The 26,115-nt window shown below is 69.3% G+C and carries 22 protein-coding genes and 1 other RNA gene; 16 read left to right on the top strand and 7 right to left on the bottom strand.

Annotation, left to right across the window (positions count from 1 at the left end):
• Positions 1-5 precede the first annotated feature (5 nt).
• Positions 6-2,360 (bottom strand): heavy metal translocating P-type ATPase, encoded by a 2,355-nt coding sequence (locus tag ABDJ40_RS22405; protein WP_347613049.1) that lies wholly within the window; start codon positions 2,358-2,360, stop codon positions 6-8.
• A gap of 97 nt (positions 2,361-2,457) precedes the next feature.
• On the opposite strand from ABDJ40_RS22405, the gene ABDJ40_RS22410 reads away from it, so the two are divergent.
• The 3 genes from ABDJ40_RS22410 to ABDJ40_RS22420 are packed head-to-tail and all read left to right on the top strand — an operon-like array spanning position 2,458 to position 5,638.
• A complete protein-coding gene (locus tag ABDJ40_RS22410) occupies positions 2,458-2,910 on the top strand; it encodes a Cd(II)/Pb(II)-responsive transcriptional regulator (RefSeq protein ID WP_347613050.1) in 453 nt (150 codons plus the stop codon).
• Positions 2,910-4,055, top strand: a complete 1,146-nt coding sequence (locus ABDJ40_RS22415; protein ID WP_347613051.1) for an HPP family protein — start codon at positions 2,910-2,912, stop codon at positions 4,053-4,055. Before ABDJ40_RS22410 ends, ABDJ40_RS22415 begins: the two co-directional genes overlap by 1 nt.
• Positions 4,056-4,114: 59 nt before the next feature.
• Entirely contained in the window at positions 4,115-5,638 is a 1,524-nt protein-coding gene (locus ABDJ40_RS22420; protein WP_347613054.1) for a sensor domain-containing diguanylate cyclase, read from the top strand.
• Here ABDJ40_RS22420 and ABDJ40_RS22425 read toward each other — a convergent pair.
• Entirely contained in the window at positions 5,628-6,422 is a 795-nt protein-coding gene (locus ABDJ40_RS22425; RefSeq protein WP_347613056.1) for an exodeoxyribonuclease III, read from the bottom strand. The genes ABDJ40_RS22420 and ABDJ40_RS22425 overlap by 11 nt on opposite strands.
• A 276-nt stretch (positions 6,423-6,698) precedes the next feature.
• On the opposite strand from ABDJ40_RS22425, the gene ABDJ40_RS22430 reads away from it, so the two are divergent.
• The 3 genes from ABDJ40_RS22430 (at position 6,699) to ABDJ40_RS22440 (ending at position 10,514) form a co-directional block, all read left to right on the top strand.
• A complete protein-coding gene (locus ABDJ40_RS22430) occupies positions 6,699-8,960 on the top strand; it encodes a TonB-dependent receptor (RefSeq protein WP_347613057.1) in 2,262 nt (753 codons plus the stop codon).
• A gap of 130 nt (positions 8,961-9,090) precedes the next feature.
• Entirely contained in the window at positions 9,091-9,762 is a 672-nt protein-coding gene (gene pyrE, locus ABDJ40_RS22435; protein WP_269630795.1) for an orotate phosphoribosyltransferase, read from the top strand.
• Positions 9,762-10,514, top strand: a complete 753-nt coding sequence (locus ABDJ40_RS22440; RefSeq protein ID WP_347613059.1) for a hypothetical protein — start codon at positions 9,762-9,764, stop codon at positions 10,512-10,514. Before pyrE ends, ABDJ40_RS22440 begins: the two co-directional genes overlap by 1 nt.
• An 87-nt stretch (positions 10,515-10,601) precedes the next feature.
• Here ABDJ40_RS22440 and gatB read toward each other — a convergent pair whose 3' ends face one another.
• The 3 genes from gatB to gatC are packed head-to-tail and all read right to left on the bottom strand — an operon-like array spanning position 10,602 to position 13,845.
• On the bottom strand, positions 10,602-12,059 hold the full coding sequence (gatB, locus tag ABDJ40_RS22445; protein WP_347613061.1) for an Asp-tRNA(Asn)/Glu-tRNA(Gln) amidotransferase subunit GatB: 1,458 nt from the start codon (positions 12,057-12,059) through the stop codon (positions 10,602-10,604).
• Positions 12,060-12,061: 2 nt separating this feature from the next.
• The gene (gatA, locus tag ABDJ40_RS22450) at positions 12,062-13,549 is read right to left on the bottom strand and encodes an Asp-tRNA(Asn)/Glu-tRNA(Gln) amidotransferase subunit GatA (RefSeq protein WP_347613063.1); all 1,488 of its coding nucleotides are present in this window, start codon (positions 13,547-13,549) and stop codon (positions 12,062-12,064) included.
• Positions 13,546-13,845 carry an Asp-tRNA(Asn)/Glu-tRNA(Gln) amidotransferase subunit GatC gene (gene gatC, locus ABDJ40_RS22455; RefSeq protein ID WP_347613065.1) on the bottom strand — a complete coding sequence of 100 codons (300 nt, stop codon included), beginning with the start codon at positions 13,843-13,845 and terminating at the stop codon, positions 13,546-13,548. Before gatC ends, gatA begins: the two co-directional genes overlap by 4 nt.
• A 369-nt stretch (positions 13,846-14,214) precedes the next feature.
• Here gatC and ABDJ40_RS22460 point away from each other — a divergent pair, with 369 nt between their 5' ends.
• The 6 genes from ABDJ40_RS22460 (at position 14,215) to rodA (ending at position 20,242) form a co-directional block, all read left to right on the top strand.
• Positions 14,215-15,258 carry a rod shape-determining protein gene (locus ABDJ40_RS22460; protein WP_183102363.1) on the top strand — a complete coding sequence of 348 codons (1,044 nt, stop codon included), beginning with the start codon at positions 14,215-14,217 and terminating at the stop codon, positions 15,256-15,258.
• A 49-nt stretch (positions 15,259-15,307) separates the two neighbouring features.
• Positions 15,308-15,392, top strand: a non-coding RNA gene (locus ABDJ40_RS22465) — sX9 sRNA.
• Between the two features lie 21 nt (positions 15,393-15,413).
• The gene (gene mreC, locus ABDJ40_RS22470) at positions 15,414-16,430 is read left to right on the top strand and encodes a rod shape-determining protein MreC (protein WP_347613067.1); all 1,017 of its coding nucleotides are present in this window, start codon (positions 15,414-15,416) and stop codon (positions 16,428-16,430) included.
• Positions 16,427-16,948, top strand: a complete 522-nt coding sequence (mreD, locus tag ABDJ40_RS22475) for a rod shape-determining protein MreD (protein ID WP_269630800.1) — start codon at positions 16,427-16,429, stop codon at positions 16,946-16,948. The genes mreC and mreD overlap by 4 nt, the downstream gene beginning before the upstream one ends.
• Positions 16,949-16,967: 19 nt before the next feature.
• The gene (gene mrdA, locus ABDJ40_RS22480) at positions 16,968-19,088 is read left to right on the top strand and encodes a penicillin-binding protein 2 (RefSeq protein WP_347613068.1); all 2,121 of its coding nucleotides are present in this window, start codon (positions 16,968-16,970) and stop codon (positions 19,086-19,088) included.
• Positions 19,085-20,242 carry a rod shape-determining protein RodA gene (rodA, locus tag ABDJ40_RS22485; RefSeq protein ID WP_347613070.1) on the top strand — a complete coding sequence of 386 codons (1,158 nt, stop codon included), beginning with the start codon at positions 19,085-19,087 and terminating at the stop codon, positions 20,240-20,242. The genes mrdA and rodA overlap by 4 nt, the downstream gene beginning before the upstream one ends.
• 30 nt (positions 20,243-20,272) lie before the next feature.
• Here the strand turns inward: rodA and ABDJ40_RS22490 are convergent, their stop codons facing one another.
• Together ABDJ40_RS22490 and ABDJ40_RS22495 are read right to left on the bottom strand one after the other, a co-directional pair.
• Positions 20,273-21,805 (bottom strand): sensor histidine kinase, encoded by a 1,533-nt coding sequence (locus ABDJ40_RS22490; RefSeq protein ID WP_347613071.1) that lies wholly within the window; start codon positions 21,803-21,805, stop codon positions 20,273-20,275.
• A gap of 76 nt (positions 21,806-21,881) precedes the next feature.
• Positions 21,882-22,553 carry a response regulator gene (locus ABDJ40_RS22495; RefSeq protein WP_183105499.1) on the bottom strand — a complete coding sequence of 224 codons (672 nt, stop codon included), beginning with the start codon at positions 22,551-22,553 and terminating at the stop codon, positions 21,882-21,884.
• A gap of 170 nt (positions 22,554-22,723) precedes the next feature.
• Here ABDJ40_RS22495 and recA point away from each other — a divergent pair, with 170 nt between their 5' ends.
• The 4 genes from recA to ABDJ40_RS22515 all read left to right on the top strand — a co-directional run bounded on the left by recA (position 22,724) and on the right by ABDJ40_RS22515 (position 26,099).
• A complete protein-coding gene (recA, locus tag ABDJ40_RS22500) occupies positions 22,724-23,764 on the top strand; it encodes a recombinase RecA (protein WP_347613072.1) in 1,041 nt (346 codons plus the stop codon).
• 89 nt (positions 23,765-23,853) lie between these two features.
• Positions 23,854-24,339 (top strand): nuclear transport factor 2 family protein, encoded by a 486-nt coding sequence (locus tag ABDJ40_RS22505; RefSeq protein ID WP_347613073.1) that lies wholly within the window; start codon positions 23,854-23,856, stop codon positions 24,337-24,339.
• Between the two features lie 34 nt (positions 24,340-24,373).
• Positions 24,374-25,291, top strand: coding sequence for a regulatory protein RecX (locus ABDJ40_RS22510; protein WP_347613075.1), 918 nt, complete (start codon positions 24,374-24,376; stop codon positions 25,289-25,291).
• A 217-nt stretch (positions 25,292-25,508) separates the two neighbouring features.
• Positions 25,509-26,099 carry a DUF2889 domain-containing protein gene (locus tag ABDJ40_RS22515; RefSeq protein ID WP_269630807.1) on the top strand — a complete coding sequence of 197 codons (591 nt, stop codon included), beginning with the start codon at positions 25,509-25,511 and terminating at the stop codon, positions 26,097-26,099.
• The last annotated feature ends 16 nt before the right edge of the window (positions 26,100-26,115 follow it).

Raw genomic sequence — 26,115 nt, forward strand, 5'->3', positions numbered from 1 at the left:
CAGATTCAGGCCCGCGGCTGCCAGCGCAGCAGGCGCAGGCCCAGCAGCACGACCAGCAGCGCGGCGCCCGCATCGGCCAGCACGGCCAGCCACAGGCTGCCCCAGCCGGCGAGGGTCAGGGCCAGCACCACGGCCTTGAGTCCCAAAGCCAGGCCGATGTTCTGCCACAGCACCTGCTTGCAGTCCCGCGAGAGGGCGATGAGCTCCGGCAGGCGGCGCAGGTCGTCCTGCATCAGGGCGATGTCGGCGGTCTCCAGCGCCGTGGCGGTGCCGGCCGCACCCATGGCGATGCCGATGTCGGCGCGTGCCAGGGCCGGGGCGTCGTTGACGCCGTCACCCACCATGGCCACCAGGCCGTGCTCGCGCAGATGGGCGATGGCGGCGAGCTTCTGCTCGGGCAGCAGCGGGGCCTGGACCTGCGCCTCGGGCAGGCCCAGTTCGCGGGCGGCGGCCAGGGCGGCGCCGCGCTGGTCCCCGCTGAGCATGTGCACCTGCACGCCGGCTGCCTGCAGCGCGGCCACGGTGCTGGCGCTGTGCGCACGCAGCCGGTCGCGCAGGGCCAGCAGGCCTTCGCAGCGCCAGCGCCCGGCCTCCTCGCGCAGCAGCCACAGCACGCTGCAGCCGGCCTCGCTCCAGGCGTGCGCGGCGGTCTCTGCGGCAGGGCTCAGGGCCGCCCGCTCTCGCGCCAGGGTCTCGTTGCCCAGCTGCCAGGCCTGGCCGTCCAGGCGGGCGCGCACGCCGCGGCCGGGCAGGGTCTCGAAGTCCAGCAGGGGGATGAGGGTCAGGTCTTGCGCCGCGGCGGCCTCCAGCAGGGCCAGGGCCAGCGGATGGCGTGAGCCGGCGTCCAGGCTGGCGGCGTGGCGCAGCAGGCCGGCCTCGTCCAGCGTGCCCAGCACGGTGTGCCCGACCAGGGCCGGCCGGCCTTCGGTGAGGGTGCCGGTCTTGTCCAGCGCGATGCTCTTCAGCAGGTGCGCCTGCTCCAGATAGAGCCCGCCCTTGATCAGCAGGCCGCGGCGGGCGCCGGCCGTCAGCGCGCTGACCACCGTCACCGGCGTGGAGATCACCAGGGCGCAGGGGCAGGCCACTACCATCAGCACCAGGGCCTTGTAGATCCAGGGCGTGAAGGGCCCGCCCAGCCACAGCGGCGGCAGCAGGGCCAGTAGCAGCGCGGCCGCAACGACCAGAGGCGTGTAGACCCGCGCAAAGCGGTCCACGAAGCGCTGCGTGGGCGCGCGTTGCGCCTGCGCCTCCTGCACGGCCTGCGCCATGCGGTCCAGCAGGGTGTGGCCCTTGGCGGCCGTCACCGTCATCAGCAGCAGGCCCAACTCGTTGACCGAGCCGGCCAGCACGGTGTCGCCCGGCTGCTTGGGCACGGGCAGGCTCTCGCCGGTCAGCGCGGCCTCGTTGACGCTGGACTGGCCTTCGATCACCTGCCCGTCCAGCGGCACACGCTCACCGGCCCGGATGCGCAGCACGGCGCCCAGGGGGACCTGCCCGCTGGGCCGCTCGGCCCACTGGCCGTCGGGCAGGCGCAGCCAGGCGGTCTCGGGCACCAGGGCACTGAGGGCGCGGATGGCGTCGCGCGCCCGCGCCAGGCTGAGGGCCTCCAGCATCTCGGACAGGCCGAAGAGCCAGACCACCATGGCCGCCTCCGGCCACTGGCCCAGGACCAGAGCGCCGATCACGGCCAGGCTCATCAGCAGGTGGATGTTGAGCGTGAGGCTGCGCAGGGCCACCCAGCCTTTGCGCAGGGTGGGCAGCCCGCCCAGGACGACGGCTGCCAGGGCGCAGGCGATCACCGCGGCCTCGGCGGCGCCCGCGTAGTGCAGGGCTTCGGAGCCCATGGCCGCGACGCCAGCCGCCGCCATGCGCCAGCGCAGGGCCACGGGCACCGCGGGCGCGACCGGTGCTGCGCGCTGCGCATCCAGCGGCACGGCGTCCAGGCCCGCGGCGCGGATGCGCTGCTGCAGGGCCTGGACCAGGCCGGGGGCGTCCGCCGCGTCGTGGTCCACGCTGAGCACGCGGCCCAGCAGGTCGAAATGCAGGGCGCGGATCGCGGGCTCGCCGGCCAGATGCTTGCGCAGCAGGGCCTCCTCGGTCGGGCAGTCCATGCCGGCGATGTGCAGACGCAGGCGCTGCTGACCGGGCGCCAGGCCGGCCAGGGGGGCGGCGCTCACCGATGGCGCCGCGCAGCCGCTGCTGCAGTGGACCTCGGCGGGGCCTTGCCCCTGATCGTGGTCGTGGTTGTGGGCATGCGCGTGCTCGTGTGTGTGTGCGTGCCCGCAGCAGGGCTCGTCCCGGGCTGTCGTGCAGGCGGAAGGGGCCTGTGGCTGGGCGTTGGCGCAGGAGAGCTTGGTCATGGAGGGGTATTTCACAGCCTGTAGCCACTCCAGAGTCAAGCGACTATGCTGCGGCCTTTTCCAGCAGCGCTGCCCCAGGGGCAGAAGGTCAGTGCCCATGCGCATCGGCGAACTCAGCAAGGCCACGGGGGTCGACATCGAGACCATCCGCTTCTATGAAAAGTCCGGCCTGCTGCCCCCGCCGGCCCGCAGCGGCAATGGCTATCGCGACTACGCCCAGCCCCAGCTGGAGCGCCTGGCCTTCATCCGCCACTGCCGGGCCCTGGACATGTCCCTGGCCGACGTCGGCCTGCTGCTGCAGAGCCTGCAGAGCGAGGACCCGCAGCAGCTGGCCAGCGTGGACGCCCTGGTCGATGCGCAGCTGGCCCGGGTGCGGGCGCGGCTCAAGAGCATGCAGGCCCTGGAGGCGCAGCTGCAGGCGCTCAAGAGCCGCTGCGATGCGCGGCACGAGCAGCACGCCTGCGGCATCCTGGCCGAGCTGGTGGCGGCGGCTCATGGCGAGGCCTGCGCCTGCCATGGCGAGAAGCCGGCCGAGGAGCCGCGCCGATGATGAGCACCGCCTCCTTCGGCGCCCGCTGGCGCGCCCGGCTGAGCCCCTTCGTGCCGGCGCCCCTCACCGCCCCGTGGCGCGAGCTGCTGCTGGGGGCCCTGGGCGTGGGCCTGGGCCTGCTGTGCACGGAATGGATCAGCCGCCACGCGCTGGCGGGCCAGGCCCTGTGGTTCGTCGCGCCCATGGGCGCTTCGGCGGTGCTGGTGTTCAGCGTGCCGGCCAGCCCGCTGGCCCAGCCCTGGTCGGTGCTGGGGGGCAATGTGATCTCGGCCCTGGTCGGCGTGGCCTGCCATCACGTGCTGGGGGCCTCGGGGCCTGCGCTGGCCGCCGCGGGGCTGCTGGCGGTGCTGGCCATGATCGCCCTGCGCTGCCTGCATCCGCCCGGCGGCGCAGTGGCCGTCACCGCGGCGCTGGGCAGCCCGACGCTGGAGAGCCTGGGCTATGGCTACGCCTTCTGGCCGGTGGGGCTGAACTCGCTGCTGATGCTGCTGCTGGCCCTGGTCTTCAACCGCCTGGCCGGCCGCCACTATCCGCACCATGGCGCCGCGCCGGCGAACGTGCACCGCACGGCCGACCCCCTGCCCAGCCGTCGCGCGGGCTTCGTGAAAGAGGACGTGGACGCGGCCCTGGCCTCCTTCGGTGAGATCCTGGACATCGACCGCCAGGACCTGGAGGAGATCCTCGTGCGTGCCCAGCAGCACGCCCAGCAGCGGCACTGGGGCGCCATCCGCTGCGCCGACGTGATGGCCCGCGACGTGGTCTGCATCGGTCCCGAGGCTTCGCTGGACGACGCCTGGGGCCTGCTGGCCCGCCACAAGGTCAAGGCCCTGCCGGTGGTGGACACCAGCCAGCGCCTGGTGGGCATCGTGTCCTTGCACGACTTCTTCCTGGGCCGCGAGCCCTCGGCGCTGGAGCGCTTCCCGCGCATGACCGAGGCCCGCCGCGTGGCCGACATCATGACGCCCAAGGTGCGGAGCGCCCGGCCCGAGCAGGCCCTGGCCGAGCTGGTCGGCGCCTTCTCCGACGGCGGCCTGCACCACATGCCGGTGGTGGACGAGGCGCGGCGCGTGGTGGGCATGATCACGCAGTCGGACGTGGTGGCGGCGCTGTTCATGCGCCAGCCAGAGCAGGCGCTGTCTGGCTGAGCGGCAGGCGGCTGCCGGGCGGTGCCGACGCGCCATCCCTGTGCATCGCCGCATGCCCTATGCTTGGGCTGCTGTACTTCTTCTGCTTCATGGTCCCCAGCCACGACCCGCCCCTGCGCTACCGCACCCTCTCGCCCTGGAAGCTGTGGCGGCATGGCACGCCGGGCGAGCGGGCCCTGCTGCTGGGAGGCTGGGGCCTGCTGCTCCTGCTGAGCATCGCCCTGGGCCTGGCCTCGGTGATCGGCCGCTGGTCCGGCCTGCCGCTGCAACTGGGCGGCGTGCAGGTCTACATCTCCATCTATCCGCCCCTGCTGATCTGCCTGTGGCTGAGCCTGTGCTGGGGCTGGGGCTGGGGCGCGGTGCCGGCCTACCTGGCCACGCTGAGCCTGGCGCTCTATGCCGGCATGCCCTGGTACTGGGCCCTGCTCTTCGCCTGCGCCAATCCGCTGGGCTTTGCCATCATGGTGATGGGCTACCAGGCCATCGCCATGCGCCGTGACCTCCGCGGACTCAGCGCGCTGCTGTTCTATGTCCAGCTGAGCTTCGTGGCGAGCATCTTCAGCTCCAGCGGCGCCCTGCTGTGGTGGTACACGAACGGCATCGACCGCACGGCCATGCTGGCCATCTGGCAGGGCTGGTGGCTGGGGTCCTTCGTGCAGAGTCTGTTCATCGTCGGCCCGCTGATGGCCCTGGGCTGGCCTGCCATTGACGCCTGGCAGGCGCGCCATCCGGCCCTGATGAGCACCCCGGCGGGCGATCCGCGCCGCGCGGTGCTGCGCCTGCTGGCGGCTGTCACGGCGGCCGTGATCGCCTACGGCTTCCTGACCCTGCACCTGTCCTCCGCCCAGGTGGAGCTGCTGCGCCGCCTGCCCGGCGCCGCGCTGGGGCCGGCGCTGGAGGTGATGCTGCAGAGCAGCTGGGTCTTCTTTGGCGTCTTCTCGCTGATCGTCCTGTTCATGGCCTTCTTCGGCTACCAGCTCTTCGTGCACTGGCAGCACTCGGTGGACCAGCTGCTGGCCGAGCTGCAGCACGCCAACCGCAGCCTGGAGACCCTGGCCCATACGGACGCCCTGACGGGGCTGCTGAACCGGCGGGCCGCCGACGAGCGCCTGCTCGCCGAATGGCATCGCACCGTGCGCACTGGCTCCGGCGCCGCCCTGGTGATGCTGGACATCGACCACTTCAAGCAGATCAACGACCGCTACGGCCACCTGGCGGGCGATACCGTGATCCGCACCCTGGCCCAGGCCATCAAGGCGGAGGTGCGCGAGATGGACATCGCCAGCCGCTACGGCGGCGAGGAGTTCCTGGTCATCCTGCCCCAGACCGGGACCCAGGGCGCGCGCGGCTTCGCCGAGCGCCTGCGCCGGCGGGCCGAGACCTGCGAGGCGGTGCATGCGGGCGAGGTCATCCGCTCCACCATCAGCCTGGGGCTGGCCGAGCTGAGCGCCCGGGATCCCGCCCACCTGAGCGCGCTGGACCGCGCCGACCAGGCGCTCTACAGCGCCAAGAAGGCCGGCCGCAACCGCACCGAATGCGCCCCGGCCGCTGGCGAGGCGCCGTCTGGAGCCCTCAGAGCTTGAAGTCGTAGTCGATCGTCAGCGGCGCATGGTCGCTGAACTTCTGGTCCTTGTAGATGGACTCGCGCCGGGCCAGGGCGGCGAGCTGGGGCGTGGCGAAGTGGTAGTCCAGGCGCCAGCCCACGTTCTTGGCATAGGCCTGGCCGCGGTTGCTCCACCATGTGTAGCAGGCGTCCGTGGTGTCGGGCTGCAGCTGGCGGTAGACGTCCACCAGGCCGCCCTGGGCCGGATCGATCAGCTGGGTCACCCAGGCGCGTTCCTCGGGCAGGAAGCCGCTGTTCTTGAGGTTGCCCTTCCAGTTCTTGAGGTCGGCTTCCTTGTGGGCGATGTTGATGTCGCCGACGAGGATGAACTCGCGCTGCCCCTTCAGCGCCATCAGGTGCGGGTAGATGGCCGCGAGGAAGCGGAACTTGGCCTGCTGGCGGTCCTCGCCGCTGGAGCCGCTGGGGAAGTAGCAGCTGATCAGGCTCAGCTTGCGGCCGGGCTTGTCGAAGCGCTTCTCGATGTAGCGGCCTTCGTCGTCGAATTCGTGGACGCCGATGCCGGTGATGATGTCGCTGGGCTCGTCGCGGGTGTAGAGGCCCACGCCGGAGTAGCCCTTCTTCTGGGCGTAGTGGAAATGGCCCTTGAGGCCGCCCGGGCTGCAGAAGATCTGGTCGACATGCTCATGCTGGGCCTTCACCTCCTGCACGCCGACCGCGTCGGCCTGCTGCTGGGGCAGCCAGTCGAAGAAGCCCTTGGTGGCGGCGGAGCGGATGCCATTGAGATTGGCGGTGATGAAGCGCACGGTCGATACCTCGGCTGAGACGGAGAGGCGCCAGTATCGCAGTGAGGCGGTGATGAACTGGTCTGATGTCGGTCCGCAACAGCCTCGCACCAGGGCAGTGCAAGCGAGCCAGGAAAGGTGACGCACGCGGCGCAGACTTGCTAGATTCTCGGCACCCGATCGGCAAACGTTTGCCCATCCATTCCGTCACGCCGTCCGCTCAGGCACGGCCCCCGGGGCCCGCCAGCCCTGCGAGGGGCACCCAGCCGGGACGGCCATCGTTCTAGGAGTCCCACGATGAACCGCAAGCCCCTCATCCAACGCGCGCCCCTGGCGCTGGCCGTGACCCTGGCTCTGCAGGCCCTGGCGGGCAGCGCGGCCCAGGCGCAGGAGGCGCCCAAGGCCGAGGCCGCCCGTCCCCAGACCAACCAACTGGAGGCCGTGGTGATCACCGCCGAGCGCCGGGTGGAGAACATCAAGGACGTGCCCAACGCGGTCTCGGCCATCAGCGGCGAGAAGCTGGACGTCATCAATTCCAGCGGCCAGGACATCCGCGCCCTGTCAGGCCGTGTGCCCAGCCTGAACATCGAGTCCTCCTTCGGCCGGGCCTTCCCGCGCTTCTACCTGCGCGGCTACGGCAACACCGACTTCCGCCTCAACGCCTCGCAGCCCGTCTCGCTGATCTACGACGAGGTGGTGCAGGAGAACCCCATCCTCAAGGGCTTCCCGGCCTTCGACGTGAAGAACGTGGAAGTGCTGGCCGGCCCCCAGGGCACCCTGTTCGGCCGCAACACGCCGGCCGGCGTGGTGAAGTTCGAGTCGGTCAAGCCGTCCAAGCGCCAGGACGCCTATTTCAACGCCTCCTTCGGCAGCCAGGGCATGGTGAACCTGGAAGGCGCAGCCAACCTGCCGGTGGGCGGGGACTGGGCCGTGCGCATTTCGGCCCAGAACCAGCACCGTGGCAACTGGGTCAAGAACGAGCTGCCCAATGCCAAGACGCCCGACACCGAGGGCTATGACGACCGCGCCGTGCGCATCCAGGCGCTCTATGAGGCCAACCAGGCTTTCAGCGCCCTGTTCAACGTGCACAACCGCGAGCTCAAGGGCAGTCCGCGCCTGTTCCGCGGCTCTGTCATCAAGCCCGGGACCAATGAGCTGGTCGATGGTTTCGACCCGGCCAAGATGGTCATCGACGGGACCAACGAGCAGCGCCTGCACAGCACCGGCGCCAGCCTGCGCCTGAAGTGGGCCCTGGACGGCGTGACCCTGCACTCCATCAGTGCCATCGAGACCGTGCAGCCCTTCAGCCGGGGCGATGTGGACGGCGGCTATCGCTATCACAACCCCTTCTCGGGCGACCCCAAGACGCCGCCCTATCCCACCCAGGGCGAAGCGACCTGGCAGATGGACACCTCGGACGCCCTGATGGGTCACCGCCAGCTGACGCAGGAATTCCGCCTGGAGTCGCAGGCAGCCGGCCCGATGCGCTGGCAGGGCGGTCTCTACCTCTTCGACGAGAAGTACACGATGCGCAGCGTGGACTACACGGCGGCCAAGCCGGCCGACAGCATCGTGGACACCCGCCAGACCAACAAGGCCTGGGCCCTGTTCGGCTCGGTCAACTACGAGCTGCGCCCCGATCTCAAGCTGCGCGGCGGCCTGCGCTACACCCAGGACAAGAAGGACCTGAACACCGTTGGCAAGGTCAACGACGGCGCCGGCACCAGCGCCAGCACCGACGACCACAAGGTCAGCTGGGATGCCTCCGGCACCTATGCCCTGGACAAGCAGACCAACCTCTACGCACGCGTCGCCACCGGTTTCCGTGCCGCCTCCATCTACCCGGCCAGCGGCTTCGGCACGCAGAGCAAGGCGCGCCCCGAAACCGTCACCTCCTACGAGGCCGGCGTGAAGAGCGAGTTCTGGAACCGCCGCGCCCGCCTGTCTGCCAATGTCTTCGCCTACACGGTGAAGGATCAACAGCTGACCGCCGTGGGCGGCTCGGGCAACTTCAACACGCTGCTCAACGCCAGCAAGGGCGAGGGCCAGGGCTTCGAGCTCAACCTTGACCTGATTCCGGTGGATCGCCTGATGCTCACGATGGGCCTCAGCTACAACGACACCAAGATCAAGGACCCCACGCTCTATGCCACCCGCCCGGGCAGCAATCCCGTGATGGTGGGCACGCCCGATGCCAGCGGCCGCTACAGCCTCTACAACAACCCGCTGCCCAACGCGCCGAAGTGGATCGCCAACCTGACGGCCCGCTACTCGATCCCGACGGCCGAGGGCAACGAGTACTTCATCTACACCGACTGGGCCTACCGCTCCAAGGTCAATTTCTTCCTGTACGAGGCCAAGGAATTCACCGGCAAGGCCCTGCTGGAAGGCGGCCTGCGCGCGGGCTATGTCTGGGGCGACGGCAAGTACGAGGTGGCCGGCTTCGTGCGCAACCTGACCAACAAGGTTGTCGTCAACGGTGCCATCGACTTCGACAACCTGACCGGCTTCATCAACGACCCGCGCACCTACGGCATCCAGTTCAAGGCCCTCTTCTGAGCCCTGGCTGATCCCCGCCCCGGTGGCCCGCAAGGCCCGTCACCCCCCTTGTTTCACGGGGCGGGGTGGCGGGCCTTTGCATGCCGGCTCAATACAATGCGGGCCACCTCGAGACCCGCATCACCTGCCCATGACCACCACCTCCACGCCCCTTGCCCAGGAATTCGTTGCCTTTGCCGTGGAGGCGGGCGTGCTGCGCTTTGGCGAGTTCAAGACCAAGGCCGGCCGCCTGAGCCCCTACTTCTTCAATGCCGGGCTCTTCAACGACGGCGCCAAGCTGGGCCGCCTGGCCGAGTTCTACGCCAAGACGCTGCTGGCCTCGGGCATCGAGTTCGACATGATCTTCGGCCCGGCCTACAAGGGCATCACCCTGGCCGCCGCCGTCTCGGTGGAGCTGGCCCGCCTGGGCCACAACAAGCCCTTTGCCTACAACCGCAAGGAAGCCAAGGACCATGGCGAGGGCGGCACCCTTGTCGGCGCACCGGTGCAGGGCCGGGTGCTGATCATCGACGACGTGATCTCCGCCGGCACCTCGGTGCGCGAGTCCATCGCCATGATCCAGGCCGCGGGCGCGACGCCCTGCGGCGTCTCGATCGCCCTGGACCGCCAGGAGAAGGCGGCCGAGAACGGCGTCGAGCAGCCCTGGTCGGCAGTGCAGTATGTCAACCGCCAGCTGCAATTGCCCGTGAGTGCCATTGCCGGGCTGTCCGACTTGCTGCAGTATCTGCACCACAACAGCTCGGCGGACATCGCCGCCCATGCGGCGGCTGTCCAGGCCTATCGAGATCGCTACGGAGTCTGATGCCACTTCCGCGCCGCCCCATGTTCTCGCGCCAGTCCCTGGGCCTGTCCCTGCGTCCGTCGCTGCCGCTGCTGGCTGCCTTGCTGGGCCTGCTGGGGACAGGTCTTGCCCAGGCCCAGAGCAAGCCCATCTACAGCTGCGTGGCGCCGGACGGCCGCAAGCTGACCTCGGACCGCCCCATCCCCGAATGCGCCACCCGGGAGCAGAAGCTGCACAACCCGGACGGCTCAGTGAAGTCCGTGCTGCCGCCCGCCATGTCCATGGAGGAGAAGGCGGCGTATGAGCTGCGGGAGCGCAAGCTGGCCGCGGAGCGCGCGGCTCAGCAGGACGCGATCCGTCGCGACCGCAACCTCATGATCCGCTACCGCAACGAGTCCGCCCACCGCGAGGCCCGGGAGTCGGCGCTGGACGACATCAACAAGGCCATGCAGGTCTCGGAGCGCCGCATCAAGGAGCTGGCCGCCGAGCGCAAGCCCCTGCTGGAAGAGGCGGAGTTCTACAAGGGCAAGCCCATGCCCGGCAAGCTCCGGCAGCAGCTGGATGCCAACGAGGTCTCGGTGGAGGCGCAGCGCGTGCTGATCGAGAACCAGAAGGCCGAGCTGGTGCGGGTCAACAAGGTCTTCGACCTCGAGCTGCAGCGCCTGAAGAAGCTGTGGGGCGGCGCCCCGCCGGGCAGCCTCGACGGCCCGGCTGCGCCCGCCGCCTCCCAGCCGAGCAGTTCGCCGCAGCCCGCCTCGGGCAGCAGCCGCTGAGAGGCCGCGTCCAGGGCCTGCCTGCCGGCCCCTCAATGACAAAGGCCGCTGTCTCCAGCGGCCTTTCTGCATGGCGCGGACCGGTCCTCAGCCGCCCAGCTTCTTCTTCAGCAGCTCATTGACCAGGGCCGGGTTGGCCTTGCCCTTGGTGGCCTTCATGGCCTGGCCCACGAGGGCGTTGAAGGCCTTGTCCTTGCCGGCGCGGAACTCGTCCACCGACTTCTGGTTGGCGGCCAGGACGTCGTCGAGGATGCGCTCGATCTCGCCGGTGTCGTTGGACTGCTTCAGGTCCTTGGCGGCGATGATGGCGTCCACGTCCGCACCTTCGCCGGCCCAGAGGGCGTCGAAGACCTGCTTGGCGGAGTTGTTGGAGATGGTGCCATCGGCAATGCGGGCGATCAGCTTCGCCAGCAGGTCGGCCTTCACCGGCGCGGCGTCGATCTCCAGCCCATCGCTGTTCAGCCGCTTGCTGATCTCGCCCATCACCCAGTTCGCCACCAGCTTGGGCGCCGCGCCCGCGGCCTTGGCAGCCTCGTAGTAGCGGGCCGTCTTCAGGCTCTGGGTCATCATGCTGGCGTCGTACTCGGGCAGGCCGTCCGCCTCGATGAAGCGCTTGGCCATCACGCCAGGCAGCTCGGGCATTTCGCCGCGCACCTTCTCCACCCATTCCTGCGCGATCACCAGCGGCGGCAGATCGGGGTCGGGGAAGTAGCGGTAGTCGGCCGAGTCTTCCTTGGAGCGCATGGCGCGGGTCTCGCCGGTGTCCGGGTTGTAGAGCACCGTGGCCTGCTGGATCTTGAGGCCGTCCTCGATCTGGTCGATCTGCCAGTTCACCTCGTAGTTCACCGCGTCCACGAGGAAGCGGAAGCTGTTGAGGTTCTTGATCTCGCGGCGCGTGCCATAGGGCTCGCCGGGCTTGCGGACCGAGACGTTGACGTCGCAGCGGAAGGAGCCTTCCTGCATGTTGCCGTCGCAGATGCCCAGCCACATCACCAGTGCGTGCAGGGTCTTGGCGTACTCGGCCGCCTCGGCGGCGGAGCGCATGTCGGGCTCGGAGACGATCTCCAGCAGCGGCGTGCCGGCGCGGTTCAGGTCGATGCCGGACTGGCCGTGGTAGTCCTCGTGCAGACTCTTGCCGGCGTCTTCCTCCAGGTGGGCGCGGGTGAGGTTCACGACCTTCTTCTCGTCCCCGACGAAGAACTCCACCGTGCCGCCCTGCACCACCGGGATCTCGAACTGGGAGATCTGGTAGCCCTTGGGCAGGTCCGGGTAGAAGTAGTTCTTGCGGGCGAAGATGGACAGCGGCGCCACCTTGGCGCCCACGGCCAGGCCGAAGCGGATGGCACGGTCCACTGCAGCGCGGTTGAGCACCGGCAGGGTGCCGGGCAGGGCCAGGTCCACGGGCGAGGCCTGGGTGTTGGGCTCGGCGCCGAAGGCGGTCGAGGACCCGCTGAAGATCTTGGACTGGGTGGACAGCTGGACGTGGTTCTCCAGGCCGATCACCACCTCGTAGCCGCGCACCAGCTTGCTGTTGGGCTTGTTCATGCTCAGATTCCGTTCGGGGCACGGGTGTGCCAGTCGGTGGCCTGCTGCAGGGCGTGCGCGGTGTGCAGCAGCTGCCCTTCCTTGAAGTAGTTGCCGATCAGCTGCAGGCCGACGGGCATGCCGGCCTCGCCGAAGCCCACCGGCACGCTCATGCCCGGCAGGCCGGCCAGCGAGCCGGGCAGCGTGAAGATGTCGGCCAGGTAGGCCTTGACCGGATCCTCCGCACCCTCGCCTGCCTTCCAGGCCACGCTGGGGGCGACCGGGCCGGCGATGACGTCGCAGTGCTGGAAGGCCTGCTGGAAGTCGTCGGCAATCATGCGGCGCAGCTTCTGGGCCTGCAGGTAGTAGGCGTCGTAGTAGCCGTGGCTCAGCACATAGGTGCCGATCATGATGCGGCGCTTGACCTCGGGGCCGAAGCCTTCGGCACGGGTCTTCTTGTACATGTCCAGAAGATCCGTGTAGTTGGCTGCGCGATGGCCGAACTTCACGCCATCAAAGCGGCTTAGGTTCGAGCTGGCCTCGGCCGGGGCGATGATGTAGTAGACCGGGATGGCCAGCTCCGTGCGGGGCAGGCTCACCTCCACGAGCGTGGCGCCCAGCTTCTCCAGCTCAGCCAGGCCCTGGCGCACGGCGCTGTTGACGTCGGCGGACAGCGCGGCGGGGAAGAACTCACGAGGCAGGCCGATGCGCAGGCCCTTCAGCGGCTGTGCGGCCGTGGCGCCTTCGCGGGGGGCCAGCATCTGCGCATGGAAGTCCTGCGGGGGCTGGTTGATGCTGGTGGCGTCGCGCTCGTCAAAGCCGCTCATGGCGGACAGCAGCAGGGCGCAGTCCTCGGCCGAGCGGGCCATGGGGCCGGCCTGGTCCAGGCTGGAGGCGAAGGCGATCATCCCGTAGCGCGAGCACACGCCATACGTCGGCTTGATGCCGGTGATGCCGGTGAAGCTGGCCGGCTGGCGGATCGAGCCGCCGGTGTCGGTGCCGGTGGTGGCGGGCACCAGGCGGGCCGCCACGGCCACGGCCGAGCCGCCCGAGGAGCCGCCGGGCACGCGGCTGCGGTCCCAGGGGTTGTGGGCCGGGCCGAAGGCGCTGTTCTCGTTGGCCGAGCCCATGGCGAACTCGTCGCAGTTGAGCTTGCCCAGCGAGAAGGTGCCGGCCGCGTTCAGGCGGGCCACGACGGTGGCGTCAAAGGGGCTGCGGTAGCCGGCCAGGATCTTGGAGCCGGCCGTGGTGGGCATGTCCGCGGTGACGTAGATGTCCTTGTGCGCCAGCGGGATGCCCAGCAGGGGGCTGGCCTCGCCGGCAGCCAGGCGGCGGTCGGCCTCGGCCGCATGGGCCAGGGCGCCGTCGGCGTCCACATGGAGGAAGGCGCCCAGTTGCGACGCGGCGGTAACCCGTGCAAGAAGGTGTTGGGTCAGCTCGGTGGCGGAGAAGGCCTTGGCGCGCAGGCCCTGGCCGAGCTCGGCCACGCCCATTTCGTGGAGAGACTTCATTCGATGACCTTGGGGACCAGGAAGAGGCCGTCCTCGACGGCGGGGGCGCTTCGCTGGTTGAGCTCGCGCTGGTTGCTCTCGGTGACCGCGTCCTCGCGCAGGCGCAATTGCACGTCCTGCACGGCGGAAAGCGGCGTGTAGAGCGGCTCGACACCGCTGGTGTCCACCGCGCTCATCTGCTCGACGATGGAGAAAAAGCCATTGAGCTGGCCGAGCAAGGCGCCTTGCTCCGCATCGGAAAGTTCGAGGCGGGCGAGGTTGGCGATGCGGCTCACGTCATCCTGGGTCAGGGCCATGGGCGAGTCCGGGTCGGTTGGAGGTCCTGGGCATCGCGTCGATGCTCGATGAAAACTCGGCGTCGGGCGCGATGCATTGCCGCTTACAGACTGCAAAAACAGGGGCTGTCAGGGGCTAGTCAGGGGTCTAAACAAAGGGGTGATCGGGTATTATCTCCGCTTATCTCCATGGTAACGGGGCTGCAGGCCGCCAAGGCACCGGCAGCCTCGTTGCACATGGTGCGAACACCCCCGTGCAGCCCTGGTGTCACCGCCTCGGCTGCATTCGTTTGACGCCCGCCGCCCCTCCCGAGGCCCATCCTGAGAATTGCCAGTGCCGAGCCCGCGTGATCCCTGCCGCCGCCCGGCCTGAAGCCCCAGCCCCACACCATGTTTTCGTCCCTGCGCCGCTACTTCTCCACCGACCTGGCCATCGACCTCGGCACCGCCAACACGCTGATCTATGTGCGTGGCAAGGGCATCGTGCTGGATGAACCCTCCGTCGTCGCCATCCGCCACGAAGGCGGCTCCAGCGGCAAGAAGACCATCCAGGCCGTCGGCCGCGAGGCCAAGGCCATGCTGGGCAAGGTGCCCGGCAACATCGAGGCCATTCGCCCGATGAAGGACGGCGTGATCGCCGACTTCGTGATCACCGAGCAGATGATCAAGCAGTTCATCAAGATGGTGCACGACACCAAGCTGCTGCGCCCCTCGCCCTGCATCATCATCTGCGTGCCCTGCGGCTCGACCCAGGTCGAGAAGCGCGCCATCCGTGACGCCGCCCTGGGTGCCGGCGCCTCGCGCGTGGAACTGATCGAGGAACCCATGGCCGCCGCCATCGGCGCCGGTCTGCCGGTCTCCGAAGCCTCGGGCTCCATGGTCATCGACATCGGCGGCGGCACCACCGAGGTCGGCGTGATCTCGCTGGGCGGCATGGTCTACAAGGGCTCGGTGCGCGTTGGCGGCGACAAGTTCGACGAAGCCATCATCAACTACATCCGCCGCAACTACGGCATGCTGATCGGCGAGCCCACCGCCGAGGCGATCAAGAAGCAGATCGGCTCCGCCTTCCCCGGCTCCGAGGTGAAGGAGATGGAAGTGAAGGGCCGCAACCTCAGCGAGGGCGTGCCGCGCAGCTTCACCATCTCGTCCAACGAGATCCTGGAAGCCCTGACCGACCCGCTGAACCAGATCGTGTCCGCCGTGAAGAACGCGCTGGAGCAGACCCCGCCCGAGCTGGGTGCCGACATCGCCGAGCGCGGCATGATGCTGACCGGCGGCGGCGCCCTGCTGCGTGACCTGGACCGCCTGCTGGCCGAGGAAACCGGCCTGCCTGTGCTGGTGGCCGAGGACCCGCTGACCTGCGTGGTGCGCGGTTGCGGCATGGCGCTGGAGCACATGGAACGCCTCGGCTCCATCTTCGCTTCCGAGTGAGGCCTGCTGCGCGGCCGCCATGCGTCGTTGGGCGGTGCTCGGGATCCTCACGTACCTCCAGTACGCTCCGGTCCCTGCGCTCCGTCCGCCTAGCCTGGCGCCCGCTCGCGACGGCCCGATACACCGTGATGGCCTGACCAACTAGTTCGCAAGCCATGCCCTTCGGCACCCTGGAGCGCAATGCGCCGCCGCTGTTCCGCCAAGGCCCCTCGGCCTTGACGCGGCTGCTGCTGTGCGCGGCCTTCGCCATTTTCCTGATGGTGCTGGATGCCCGCTTCAAGGTGGCGCAGCCGGCGCGCACGGCCGTGGCCCTGGTGCTCAACCCGGCGCAGCGCCTGTTGCTGTCGCCCGTCGATGCCTGGGAGAACCTGGGCGACTACCTCCGTGGCATGGAGAAGGCCATGGCTGCCGAGGACCTGGCGCGGCGCCAGCTCGTGGCGCAGGCCGAGCGCCTGTCGCGCGCCCAGCAGCTGCAGGCCGAGAACCAGCGCCTGCGCGAGCTGCTCAAGATGCAGCAGGCTCAGTCCGTGAGCGCGGTCGCGGCCGAGGTGCTTTATGAGGCACCGGATCCCTACTCCCGCCGCGTCAGCATCGACCGCGGCAGCCAGCACGGCGTGCACCTCAGCTCGCCGGTGATCACCGAGGCCGGCGTGCTGGGCCAGGTGACGCGGGTCTACACCTTCTCGTCCGAGGTGACCCTCATCACCGACAAGGACGCCGCCATCCCCGTGCTCAACACCCGCACCCAGCAGCGCGGCGTGGCCTTCGGCGGCGAACGCGGCCTGGAGCTGCGCTTCACCGCTGCCAATGCCGACATCCAGGCGGGCGATGTGCTCTCCACCTCGGGCCTGGACGGCATCTACCCCCCGGGCCTGCCGGTGGCCAAGGTGGCCCAGGTGGAACGCCGCGGCGACACCAGCTTCGCCCGCGTGAGCCTGCAGGCCACCGTGCCCGTGGACAGCGTGCGCCATGTGCTGGTGCTGGCCCCGCTGGCCGTGCATGAGGCTGCCCGCGCCGAGGCCGCCGAGGCCGCCAGCAAGGAAGCGCAGGCCCTGGCCGAGCGCAAGGCCCAGGCCAAGGCCGATGCCAAGCTGCGGGCCGCCGAGCTGAAGGCGGCGAAGGAGGCTGCCAAGGAAGCGAGCAAGGACAGCAAGGGAGGGAGCCCGCGATGATCATGCCGCGCGCCGCCAGCCAGCTGCTGCTGCCGGCCAACCCCCTCTTCATCGCCTTCAGCCTGCTGCTGGCCCTGATGCTGGACATGGTGCCCCTGGGCCGCCAGCCGGCCATGCCGGACTTCCTGTCCATCGTGCTGGTGTTCTGGAACGTGCACCAGCCGCGCCGGGTCAACGTCGGCTGGGCCTTCCTCTTCGGCCTGCTGGTGGACGTGCACCACGGCGCCCTGCTGGGCCAGCACGCCCTGGCCTACAGCGGCCTGAGCTTCGGCGCCGTCGCGCTCCACCGCCGCCTGCCCTGGTTCACGCGCTGGGGTCAGGCCTTGCATGTGCTGCCGCTGTTCGCGCTGGCCCATGCGGTGTCTCTGGTGGTGCGCCTGGCCGTGGGCGGCATGTGGCCGGGCTGGCCGTTGCTGCTGGCGCCTTTCTTCGAGGCCCTGCTGTGGCCCCTGGCCAGCTGGATCCTGCTGGCGCCGCAGCGCCGTCCGCCCGACCGCGACGAGCACCGCCCGCTGTGAGGCGGGGCCCTCTGCCTCCATGACCCAGCTGCACAACATCCACCAGGAGCAGGCGCGCTTTCGCGTGCGGGTGCTGGCGGCCGCCGGTTTCGTGCTGTTCTGCTTCGGCCTGCTGGCCGCGCGCCTGGTCTACCTGCAGGTGATGCAGCATGAGACCCTGCTGGAGCGCGCCGAGTCCAACCGTGTGACCGTGGTGCCCATCGTGCCCAACCGCGGCCTCATCGTGGACCGCAATGGCGTGGTGCTGGCCAGCAACTACTCGGCCTACACGCTGGAGATCACGCCCTCCAAGGTGGTCGACCTGGACGCCACCATCAACGAGCTGGCCGAGGTGGTGGAGATCCAGGGCCGCGACCGCAAACGCTTCAAGCGCCTGATGGAGGAGAGCAAGAACTTCGAGTCCCTGCCCATCCGCACCAAGCTGACGGACGCCGAGGTGGCGCGCTTCGCCGCCCAGCGTTTCCGCTTCCCCGGCGTGGACATCAAGGCGCGACTCTTCCGCAGCTACCCGCTGGGCGAGGTGGGCAGCCACCTGATCGGCTACATCGGCCGCATCAACCAGGCCGAGAAGAAGGCCATGGAGGAGTGGGCGGACGAGGACGTCGCCAACTACCGCGGCACCGAGTACATCGGCAAGCTGGGCCTGGAGCAGTACTACGAGCGCGAGCTGCACGGCCAGACCGGCTTCGAGCAGATGGAGACCAGCGCCGCCGGCCGCGCCGTGCGCCGGCTGCGCCACCAGCCGCCCACGCCGGGCAATACGCTGAAGCTGTCCATCGACATCCGTCTGCAGGCGCTGGTGGAGGAGCTGTTCAAGGACCGCCGCGGTGCCCTGGTGGCCATCGACCCCCGCAACGGTGAGGTCCTGGCCTTCGTCTCCAAGCCGACCTTCGACCCCAACCTCTTCGTCGACGGCATCGACGCCGACAGCTGGACCGCGCTCAACGAGGACATCGACAAGCCCCTGCTCAACCGTGCCCTGCGCGGCACCTACCCGCCGGGCTCCACCTTCAAGCCCCTGATGGCCATGGCCGCGCTCAACAGCGGCAAGCGCGCCGCGAGCACGGTGATCATGGACAACCTGACCTACAGCTTCGGCGGCCGCACGTTCGGCAGCCCGGAGACCGATCGCCCCGGCCCCAAGGACATGCGCCTGGCCATCGTCAGCTCCTCCAACGTCTACTTCTACAGCCTGGCCAACGAGATGGGCGTGGACCTGATCCACGATCAGCTGGAGCCCTTCGGCCTGGGCCGCAAGACCGGCATCGACTTGGCTGGCGAGGTGACGGGCGACCTGCCTTCGCAGGAGTGGAAGCGCAAGAAGTTCCGCAAGGCCGAGCAGCAGAAGTGGTACGCCGGCGAGACCATCTCGCTGGGCATCGGCCAGGGTTACAACAACTTCACCATGCTGCAGATGGCCACGGCCTACGCCACGCTCTCCACCGGCGGCCAGCGCTTCAAGCCCCGGCTGGTGCGCGAGATCGAGGATGTGGTCCAGCACCAGGGCCGGCTCATCGCCAGCGAGGCCCTGGACCCGATCCCCCTCAAGCCCGAGCAGGTGGACGTGATCCGCAATGCCATGAACGGCGTGACGCTGGAGGGCACCTCGCGCCAGGTCTTCATGGGCGCGCCCTACCAGAGCGGCGGCAAGACCGGCACCGCGCAGGCCGTGGGCCTGAAGGCCGGCGAGAAGTACAGCAGCATCAAGACCGACGAGCACAAGCGCGACCACTCGCTCTACGTCGCCTTCGCGCCGGTGGACAAGCCCACCATCGCCCTGGCCGTGATCGTTGAGAACGCGGGCTGGGGCTCGGGCGCCGCCGCGCCCATCGCACGGCGCGTGTTCGACTACGCCCTGCTGGGCCAGTACCCCAGCGAGGAAGACATCGCCCAGACGCAGCAGGGCAAGACCATGGCCCCGATCGGCACGCCACGCAAGGCCAGCGAGGTGCCCCTGCCCGGCCAGCCGGTGCTGGTGCCGCTGGCGGCCAGTGCGGCGCTCCCGGCCTCCGTGCCGGCCGCGGCCTCCATGCCCCTGTCGACGCCGAGCCGCGGAGGAGCGCCCGCCTCGGCGCCCGCGACGCTGCCCGCCCGCCCGGCCACCTCGGCCGCCGCCACCGCCAGCGGAGCCCGCCCATGAACAACAGCTTCAGCCTGCGAGCCCTGCGCGACCGCATCCGCCCCTGGACCGAAGGCCTGGACTGGCCCTTGCTGCTGGCGGTCTTCTGGCTGATGGGCCTGGGCCTCTTCTGCATGTACTCGGCCGGCTACGACCACGGCACGCGTTTCGTCGACCATGCCCGCAACACGCTGCTGTGCCTGGGCGTCATGCTGGTCATGGCCCAGGTGCCGCCGCAGCGCCTGATCAAGATCGCCGTGCCGCTGTACAGCGTCGGCCTGCTGCTGCTGCTGGCCACGGCCCTGTTCGGCGTGACCAAGAAGGGCGCGACGCGCTGGCTCAACGTGGGCATCACCCAGATCCAGCCCTCCGAGATCCTCAAGATCGCGATGCCGCTGATGCTGGCCTGGTGGTTCCAGAAGCGCGAGGGCCAGTTGCGCCTGCCGGACTTTGCCGCTGCCTTCGTGCTGCTGGCCGTGCCCGTGGGCCTGATCGCCAAGCAGCCGGACCTGGGCACCGCCCTGCTGGTGCTGGCCGCCGGGCTCTACGTGATCTTTTTCGCCGGCCTGTCCTGGAAGCTGATCCTGCCGGTGATGGTGGCCGGCGGCATCGGCATCGCCGCCCTGGTGATGAGCGAGGAGCAGATCTGCCAGCCCGACGTCACCTGGCCCGTGCTGCGCGAGTACCAGAAGCACCGCGTCTGCACGCTGCTGGATCCCAGCAAGGACCCGCTGGGCAAGGGCTTCCACATCATCCAGGGCGAGATCGCCATCGGCTCCGGCGGCGTCACGGGCAAGGGCTTCATGAAGGGGACGCAGACCCACCTGGAGTTCATCCCCGAGCGGACCACCGATTTCATCTTCGCAGCCTATGGCGAGGAGTTCGGCCTGATCGGCGCGGCGGCCCTGCTGCTGGGCTTCACCGCGTTGATCCTGCGCGGCCTGGTCATCGCCTTCGAGGCGCCCACGCTGTTCGGCCGGCTCATGGCCGGCGCGGTGACGCTGTCCTTCTTCACCTATGTGTTCGTGAACATGGGCATGGTCAGCGGCATCCTGCCCGTGGTGGGGGTGCCCCTGCCCTTCATCTCCTATGGCGGCACGGCCATGGTGATGCTGGGCCTGAGCCTGGGCATTCTCCTGAGCATCGCCAAGTCCAAGCGCTACAAGCGGCACTGAGGTCGTGGCCGCCGCGGCACCCGCGGAGCTTCAGCCGCGGGCGGCTTCGGCGTCGTCCGGCCCGGCCCCGGCCTCGGGCTCGGCCACCGGATGGGCATGGAAGCGGATGGTGAAGCGCGCGCCCGGGCCCATGCCGTCGGGCTCGACGAAGCCGGGGCGCCGCGGGCGGGCGTCGTCCAGCGTGAGCTCGGCCTCGTGCTGCTGCGCGATCTCCCGCACGATGGCCAGGCCCAGGCCCGAGCCGTCCACATTCGTTCCCAGGGCCCGGTAGAAGGGCTGGAAGACCTGCTCGCGCTCCGCCTCGGCGATGCCGGGCCCGGAGTCCTCCACCTGCAGCACGCAGACCTGGCCGAAGGGATCCTCGACGATGCGCACGGTGATGGTGCCGCCGGCCGGCGTGTAGAGCAGGGCGTTGTCGACCAGGTTGCGGATCAGCTCGCGGATCAGGATGGGGTGGCCCAGGATGCGCAGGCCGCTGTGCTCGTCATCGGGTCCCTCGTAGCCCAGGTCCAGGCGCTTGTCGAGGGCGCGGGGGACGAAGTCGCGCACCGTCTCCATCGCGATCTCGGGCAGGTTGATCTCGGAGCGGCGCGCCGCGTGCTCCTGGTCCTCGGCGCGGGCCATGGCCAGCAGCTGGTTGACCATATGGGCCGCGCGCTGGCTGGACAGGGCGATCTGCTGCAGCGAGCGCTTGAGCTCCTGTGGCGAGCTGCGACCTTCGTCGATCTCGCGCTGGGCGAACTCTGCCTGCGTGCGCAGGCCCGCCAGCGGCGTCTTGAGCTGGTGGGCCGCGTCGGCCAGGAAGTGCTTCTGCGTGCTCAGCGACTGGTCCAGGCGCTGCAGCAGGTCGTTGATGGCGTGCACCAGGGGCGCCACCTCGTCGGGGATGCGGCGCTCGTCGATGGGGCTGAGGTCCGAGCTGTCACGCGAGCGGATGCGCCGCTGCAGCTCGTTGAGCGGCGCGATGCCTCGGGCCAGCGCCAGCCACACTAGCAGCACGGCCAGGGGCAGGATCACGAACTGCGGCAGGATCACGCCCTTGATGATCTCGTTGGTGAGCCGGGAACGCTTGCCCAGGGTCTCGGCCACCTGCACCAGCATCTGCCCCTTGGCGTTGCCCTCCGGCGTCACCCACAGATAGGCCACGCGCACGCTTTCGTTGCTGACCTCGTCGTCGCGGAAGCGCAGCTCCCAGGGCACGACGGCTTCGTCGGGATTGGGCGCGGGGAGTTCCTTGTCGCCGCTGAGGAACTCGCCGCGCGTTCCCTGGACCAGGTAGTAGACGGTGTCGGACTCATCGGCCCGCAGCAGGGCCGCGGCCTCGGGTGAGAGCGCGTAGCGCGAGCGTGCGTTGGCCGCTGCCTGGCTGCGCGGTTCCGCGGCCACCTGCAGGCCCAGGGAGCGGGCCATCTCCCCCAGCTCGCGGTCGTAGGGCTTGCTGGCGATGCCCTGAGCGACCAGCCAGGTCAGGGCAACGCTGATGGGCCAGATGACCAGCAGAGGGGCGAGCATCCAGTCCAGGATCTCGCCGAACAGGGAGCGTTGACCGCTGTCAGCTGCCATCAGGCCGGGCTCGGCAGGACAAAGGCAAGACCTGACCCCGTGGGGCGTTCAGGGTCCTGGCGAAGCTGCAGCGCATTCAGCCGGGGATCTTTTCCAGGCAGTAGCCCAGGCCGCGCACGGTGGCGATGCGGATGGGCCCCTGCTCGATCTTCTTGCGCAGGCGGTGGATGTAGACCTCGATGGCGTTGTTGCTGACTTCCTCGCCCCACTCGCACAGCCGCTCCACCAGCTGGTCCTTGCTGACCAGGCGGCCGGCGCGCTGCAGCAGCACCTCCAGCAGCGAGAGTTCGCGGGCCGAGAGCTCGACCATCTGCTCGTTGATGTAGGCCACGCGGCCGGTGGCATCGAAGGACAGCGGGCCGTGCTTGATGATGCTGGACGCCGTGCCCAGGCCCCGGCGGGTGAGGGCGCGCACGCGGGCCTCCAGTTCCTGCAGCGAGAAGGGCTTGGCCATGTAGTCATCGGCGCCCAGGTCCAGGCCCTTGACGCGCTGCTCGACGCTGTCGGCCGCGGTGAGGATCAGCACCGGCATGGTCGCGCCCCGGGCGCGCAGCTTGCGCAGCACCTCCAGGCCATGCAGCCGGGGCAGGCCCAGGTCGAGGATCACCAGGTCGAATTCATGGGAGGCCAGGGCCGCATCGGCTTCGGTGCCGGTCGAGACCTGGTCCACCGCATAGCCGCTGGAGCGCAGGGCGCGCAGCAGGCCATCGGCCAGCACTTGGTCATCTTCCGCGATCAGGATGCGCATCGGTGTCTCCTTGGCCTTTGTCGCCCGGATGGCAAGGGCGACAGCTTTCCCCCATTCTAGGGACTGAAATCGGTTGCGCACTCCTGCCAGCGCGTGTCAGCAGCCTGTGGCACAACTACTGTACAAACATACAGATTCGGCCATAATGCGTGCACTCACAGGAGCAATCAATGGACGCCCCCGCCAAGACTGTCAACACCGAAAAAGCCAAGGCCCTGCAGGCCGCCCTCGCCCAGATCGAAAAGCAGTTTGGCAAGGGCTCCATCATGCGCCTCGGCGAGGGCGAGAAGATCGAGGACATCCAGGTCGTCTCCACCGGCTCCCTGGGCCTGGACATCGCCCTGGGCGTCGGCGGGCTGCCGCGCGGCCGGGTGATCGAGATCTACGGCCCGGAGTCCTCCGGCAAGACCACCCTGACCCTGCAGGTCATCGCCGAGATGCAGAAGCTCAGCGGCGTCTGCGCCTTCATCGACGCCGAGCACGCTCTGGACGTGCAGTACGCCCAGAAGCTGGGCGTGAACCTGCAGGACCTGCTGATCAGCCAGCCTGACACCGGCGAGCAGGCCCTGGAGATCGTGGACGCCCTGGTGCGTTCGGGCTCCGTCGACCTGATCATCGTGGACTCGGTCGCCGCCCTGACCCCCAAGGCCGAACTCGAAGGCGAGATGGGCGACGCCCTGCCCGGCCTGCAGGCTCGCCTGATGAGCCAGGCCCTGCGCAAGCTCACCGCCACCATCAAGAAGACCAACTGCACGGTCATCTTCATCAACCAGATCCGCATGAAGATCGGCGTGATGTTCGGCTCGCCCGAGACCACCACCGGCGGCAATGCGCTGAAGTTCTACGCCTCGGTTCGCCTGGATATCCGCCGCATCGGCTCCATCAAGAAGGGCGAGGAAGTCATCGGCTCCGAGACCAAGGTCAAGGTCGTCAAGAACAAGGTCGCCCCGCCCTTCAAGACCGCCGAGTTCGACATCCTCTACGGTGAAGGCATCAGCCGCGAGGGCGAGATCATCGACATGGGCGTGGCCGCCAAGGTGGTGGACAAGTCCGGTGCCTGGTACGCCTACAGCGGCGAGAAGATCGGCCAGGGCAAGGACAACGCCCGCGAGTTCCTGCGCGAGAACGCCGATCTGGCCATCGAGATCGAGAACAAGATTCGCGAATCCCTGGGCATTCCCCTGATCGGCGTCGAAGCGAGCGCCGAGTAAGGCTGGCGTACGCCCGCCCCAGCCCCAGCCCGGCCCGCGCTTCCGCGCCTGCCACGCGCATTGCTCCGTCTCCATCCCCCTGCCAGCCCATGCACTCCCTGCCTGATGCCCGTCCGCCCCTGCCCGCCGGCGAGGGCCCGGCCCTGGTGCAGCGCTTCTGGGCGCTGTACCAGGCGCGGCGCTGGGCCGAGGCACAGGCGCTGCTGGCACCGCCGGCCGAATGCCTCTGGTGGGCCACGCAGGAGCGTTTCCGGGGTGCCGATGCCATCGTGCATGTGAATGCCGTCTACCCCGAAGGCTGGACCATCCATTTGCTGGACCTCCAGGCCTTGGCAGACGGCCGCGTGCTGAGCCTGGTGCGCGTGGATCAGGACGGGCACAGCTTCTATGCCAATAGCTACTTCCACGTCCGGGATGGGCTGATCCAGCAGATCGACGAATACTGGTCCGATGTGCAGGCCGCACCGGCCTGGCGGCGGGATCCCCTGGCGCCGCTGGTGGGGCGCTCTGCCCTGCCTGCGGACCGGCGCCACGGTCTGCCCCTGGATCCGTCTGGCTTGCCGGGCCCCAACTGAAGCGCCACGGCCCGCTCCGGGCCGGGACACGACCATGGCCAGTCGCTCCTCATCGCTCAGCCTCAAGGCACGCGCCATCGCCTTGCTGGCCCAGCGCGAGCACAGTGTGGCCGAGCTGCGGCGCAAGCTGCTGCGCCTGGCCCAGTTGCGCGACCTGCAGGCCTGGGAGGCCGAGCAGGGCGTGCCTGCCGGCGCTCGGCTGTCTGGCGAGCCTTCCGCGCTACCGGGCATGCCCCAGGCGTCTCGCGCCATCGGCAGCTTCGACCTGGCCGAAGACTGGGGCGAGGGTGAGCTCGACGCCTTCCTGGAAGGCTGGGACGCAGCGCCGGCAGCCCTCGACGACGAGGGTGCTCCGCTGCTCACCGACCTCACGGGCGACACGTCTGCCGACCTGCACAGCGTCGTGCACGGAGAGCCGGCGGGCATGGCTGACGTCAGCCAAGGCCGACAAGGCCGCGAAGGGCGTACTGATCCTCACCGGCAGGGCCGGCTGGACGGTCCGGCCGCTGCCGAGTGCACGCAGCGTCGCGCAAGGGAACGGACCTCCCGAGGGGCCGTGGCACCGAGCCCCGAGGCCCGCCAGGCCATCATGGACGAGGAAAGGCAGCAGGCCCGCGCGGAGGAAGTCGAGCAGCTGTTGCAATGGCTGCAGCAGCGCGCCTACCTCAGCGAAGCCCGCCTGGTGGAATCGCGCATCAATGCGCGGGCCGCCCGTTACGGCAATCTGCGCATCCAGCAGGAGTTGCGGCAGCTGGGCGTCGCGCCCGACGAAGCGCAGCAGGCCCGCCTCAAGGAAAGCGAACTGGAGCGCGCCCGCGACGTCTGGCAGCGCAAGTTCGGTGGCGAGGCGCCGGTGGATGCCGCCAGCCGGGTCCGGCAGATGCGTTTCCTGGCCGCGCGGGGCTTTTCCTCGGAAGTCGTGCGACGGGTGCTGCGCGGCGAGGACGAGTGAAGCCGGGCCTGAGCCCGGCCTGGCCATCGCGACCGGGTCGTCCGCCCCCTGTCGGCACACGGATTGCCAGGGGCCTGCACCAAAAGGAGGCACAGCGACAGCCTCATGACAGGCTTGGTGCAGCGCAACATGCTACATTGGCGGCCTGCGCGAGCGCGCCCGCCGGTCTGACGAGGCCTGCGGGCCGTTTTTTGCGCCCTTGCACCGCCGCTGTTCCATGTCCTCCTTGTCCTCCAGTCCAGAGCGTCAGCTGATGCATCGCCGCGCCATTGCCGTGCAGGTGTATTCGCGCGCCGACGGCCTGTTCGAGGTCGAGGCGGAGCTGCAGGACAGCAAGACCCGCGACATCCCCCTGGCGGGCGGCATCCGCCGTGCCGGCGAGCCCGTGCATGACATGGGCCTGTGGCTGGTCGTCGACCGTCACCTGGACATCCTGGCCGCCACCTCCAGCACCCGCTGGATGCCCTATCCCGGCCAGTGCGACCAGCATGGCGACGCCTACCGGCAACTGGTGGGCCTGAACCTGATGACCGGCTTCCGGGCTGCGGTCAAGCAGCGCCTGGCCGGCGTCAAGGGCTGCACCCACCTCACCGAGCTCTGCCAGCACCTGCCCACCGCGGTGATCCAGGCCTTCGCGGGCGTGGTGCTGGATGTGCGCGAAGGCGCGGAGGATGGCACGCCACCCTTCCAGATCGACCGCTGCCACGCACTTCGCAGCGACGGTGCCGTGGTGCAAACTCATTACCCTCGCTGGTATCGCGGCGCGGCGGTGACCCCGCCAGCCGCCGGTAACGGCAACCTTTCCTGACTATCCATCAAGCGAG

This window comes from Roseateles flavus (genome assembly GCF_039872765.1).
GTDB lineage: Bacteria > Pseudomonadota > Gammaproteobacteria > Burkholderiales > Burkholderiaceae_C > Roseateles_B > Roseateles_B flavus.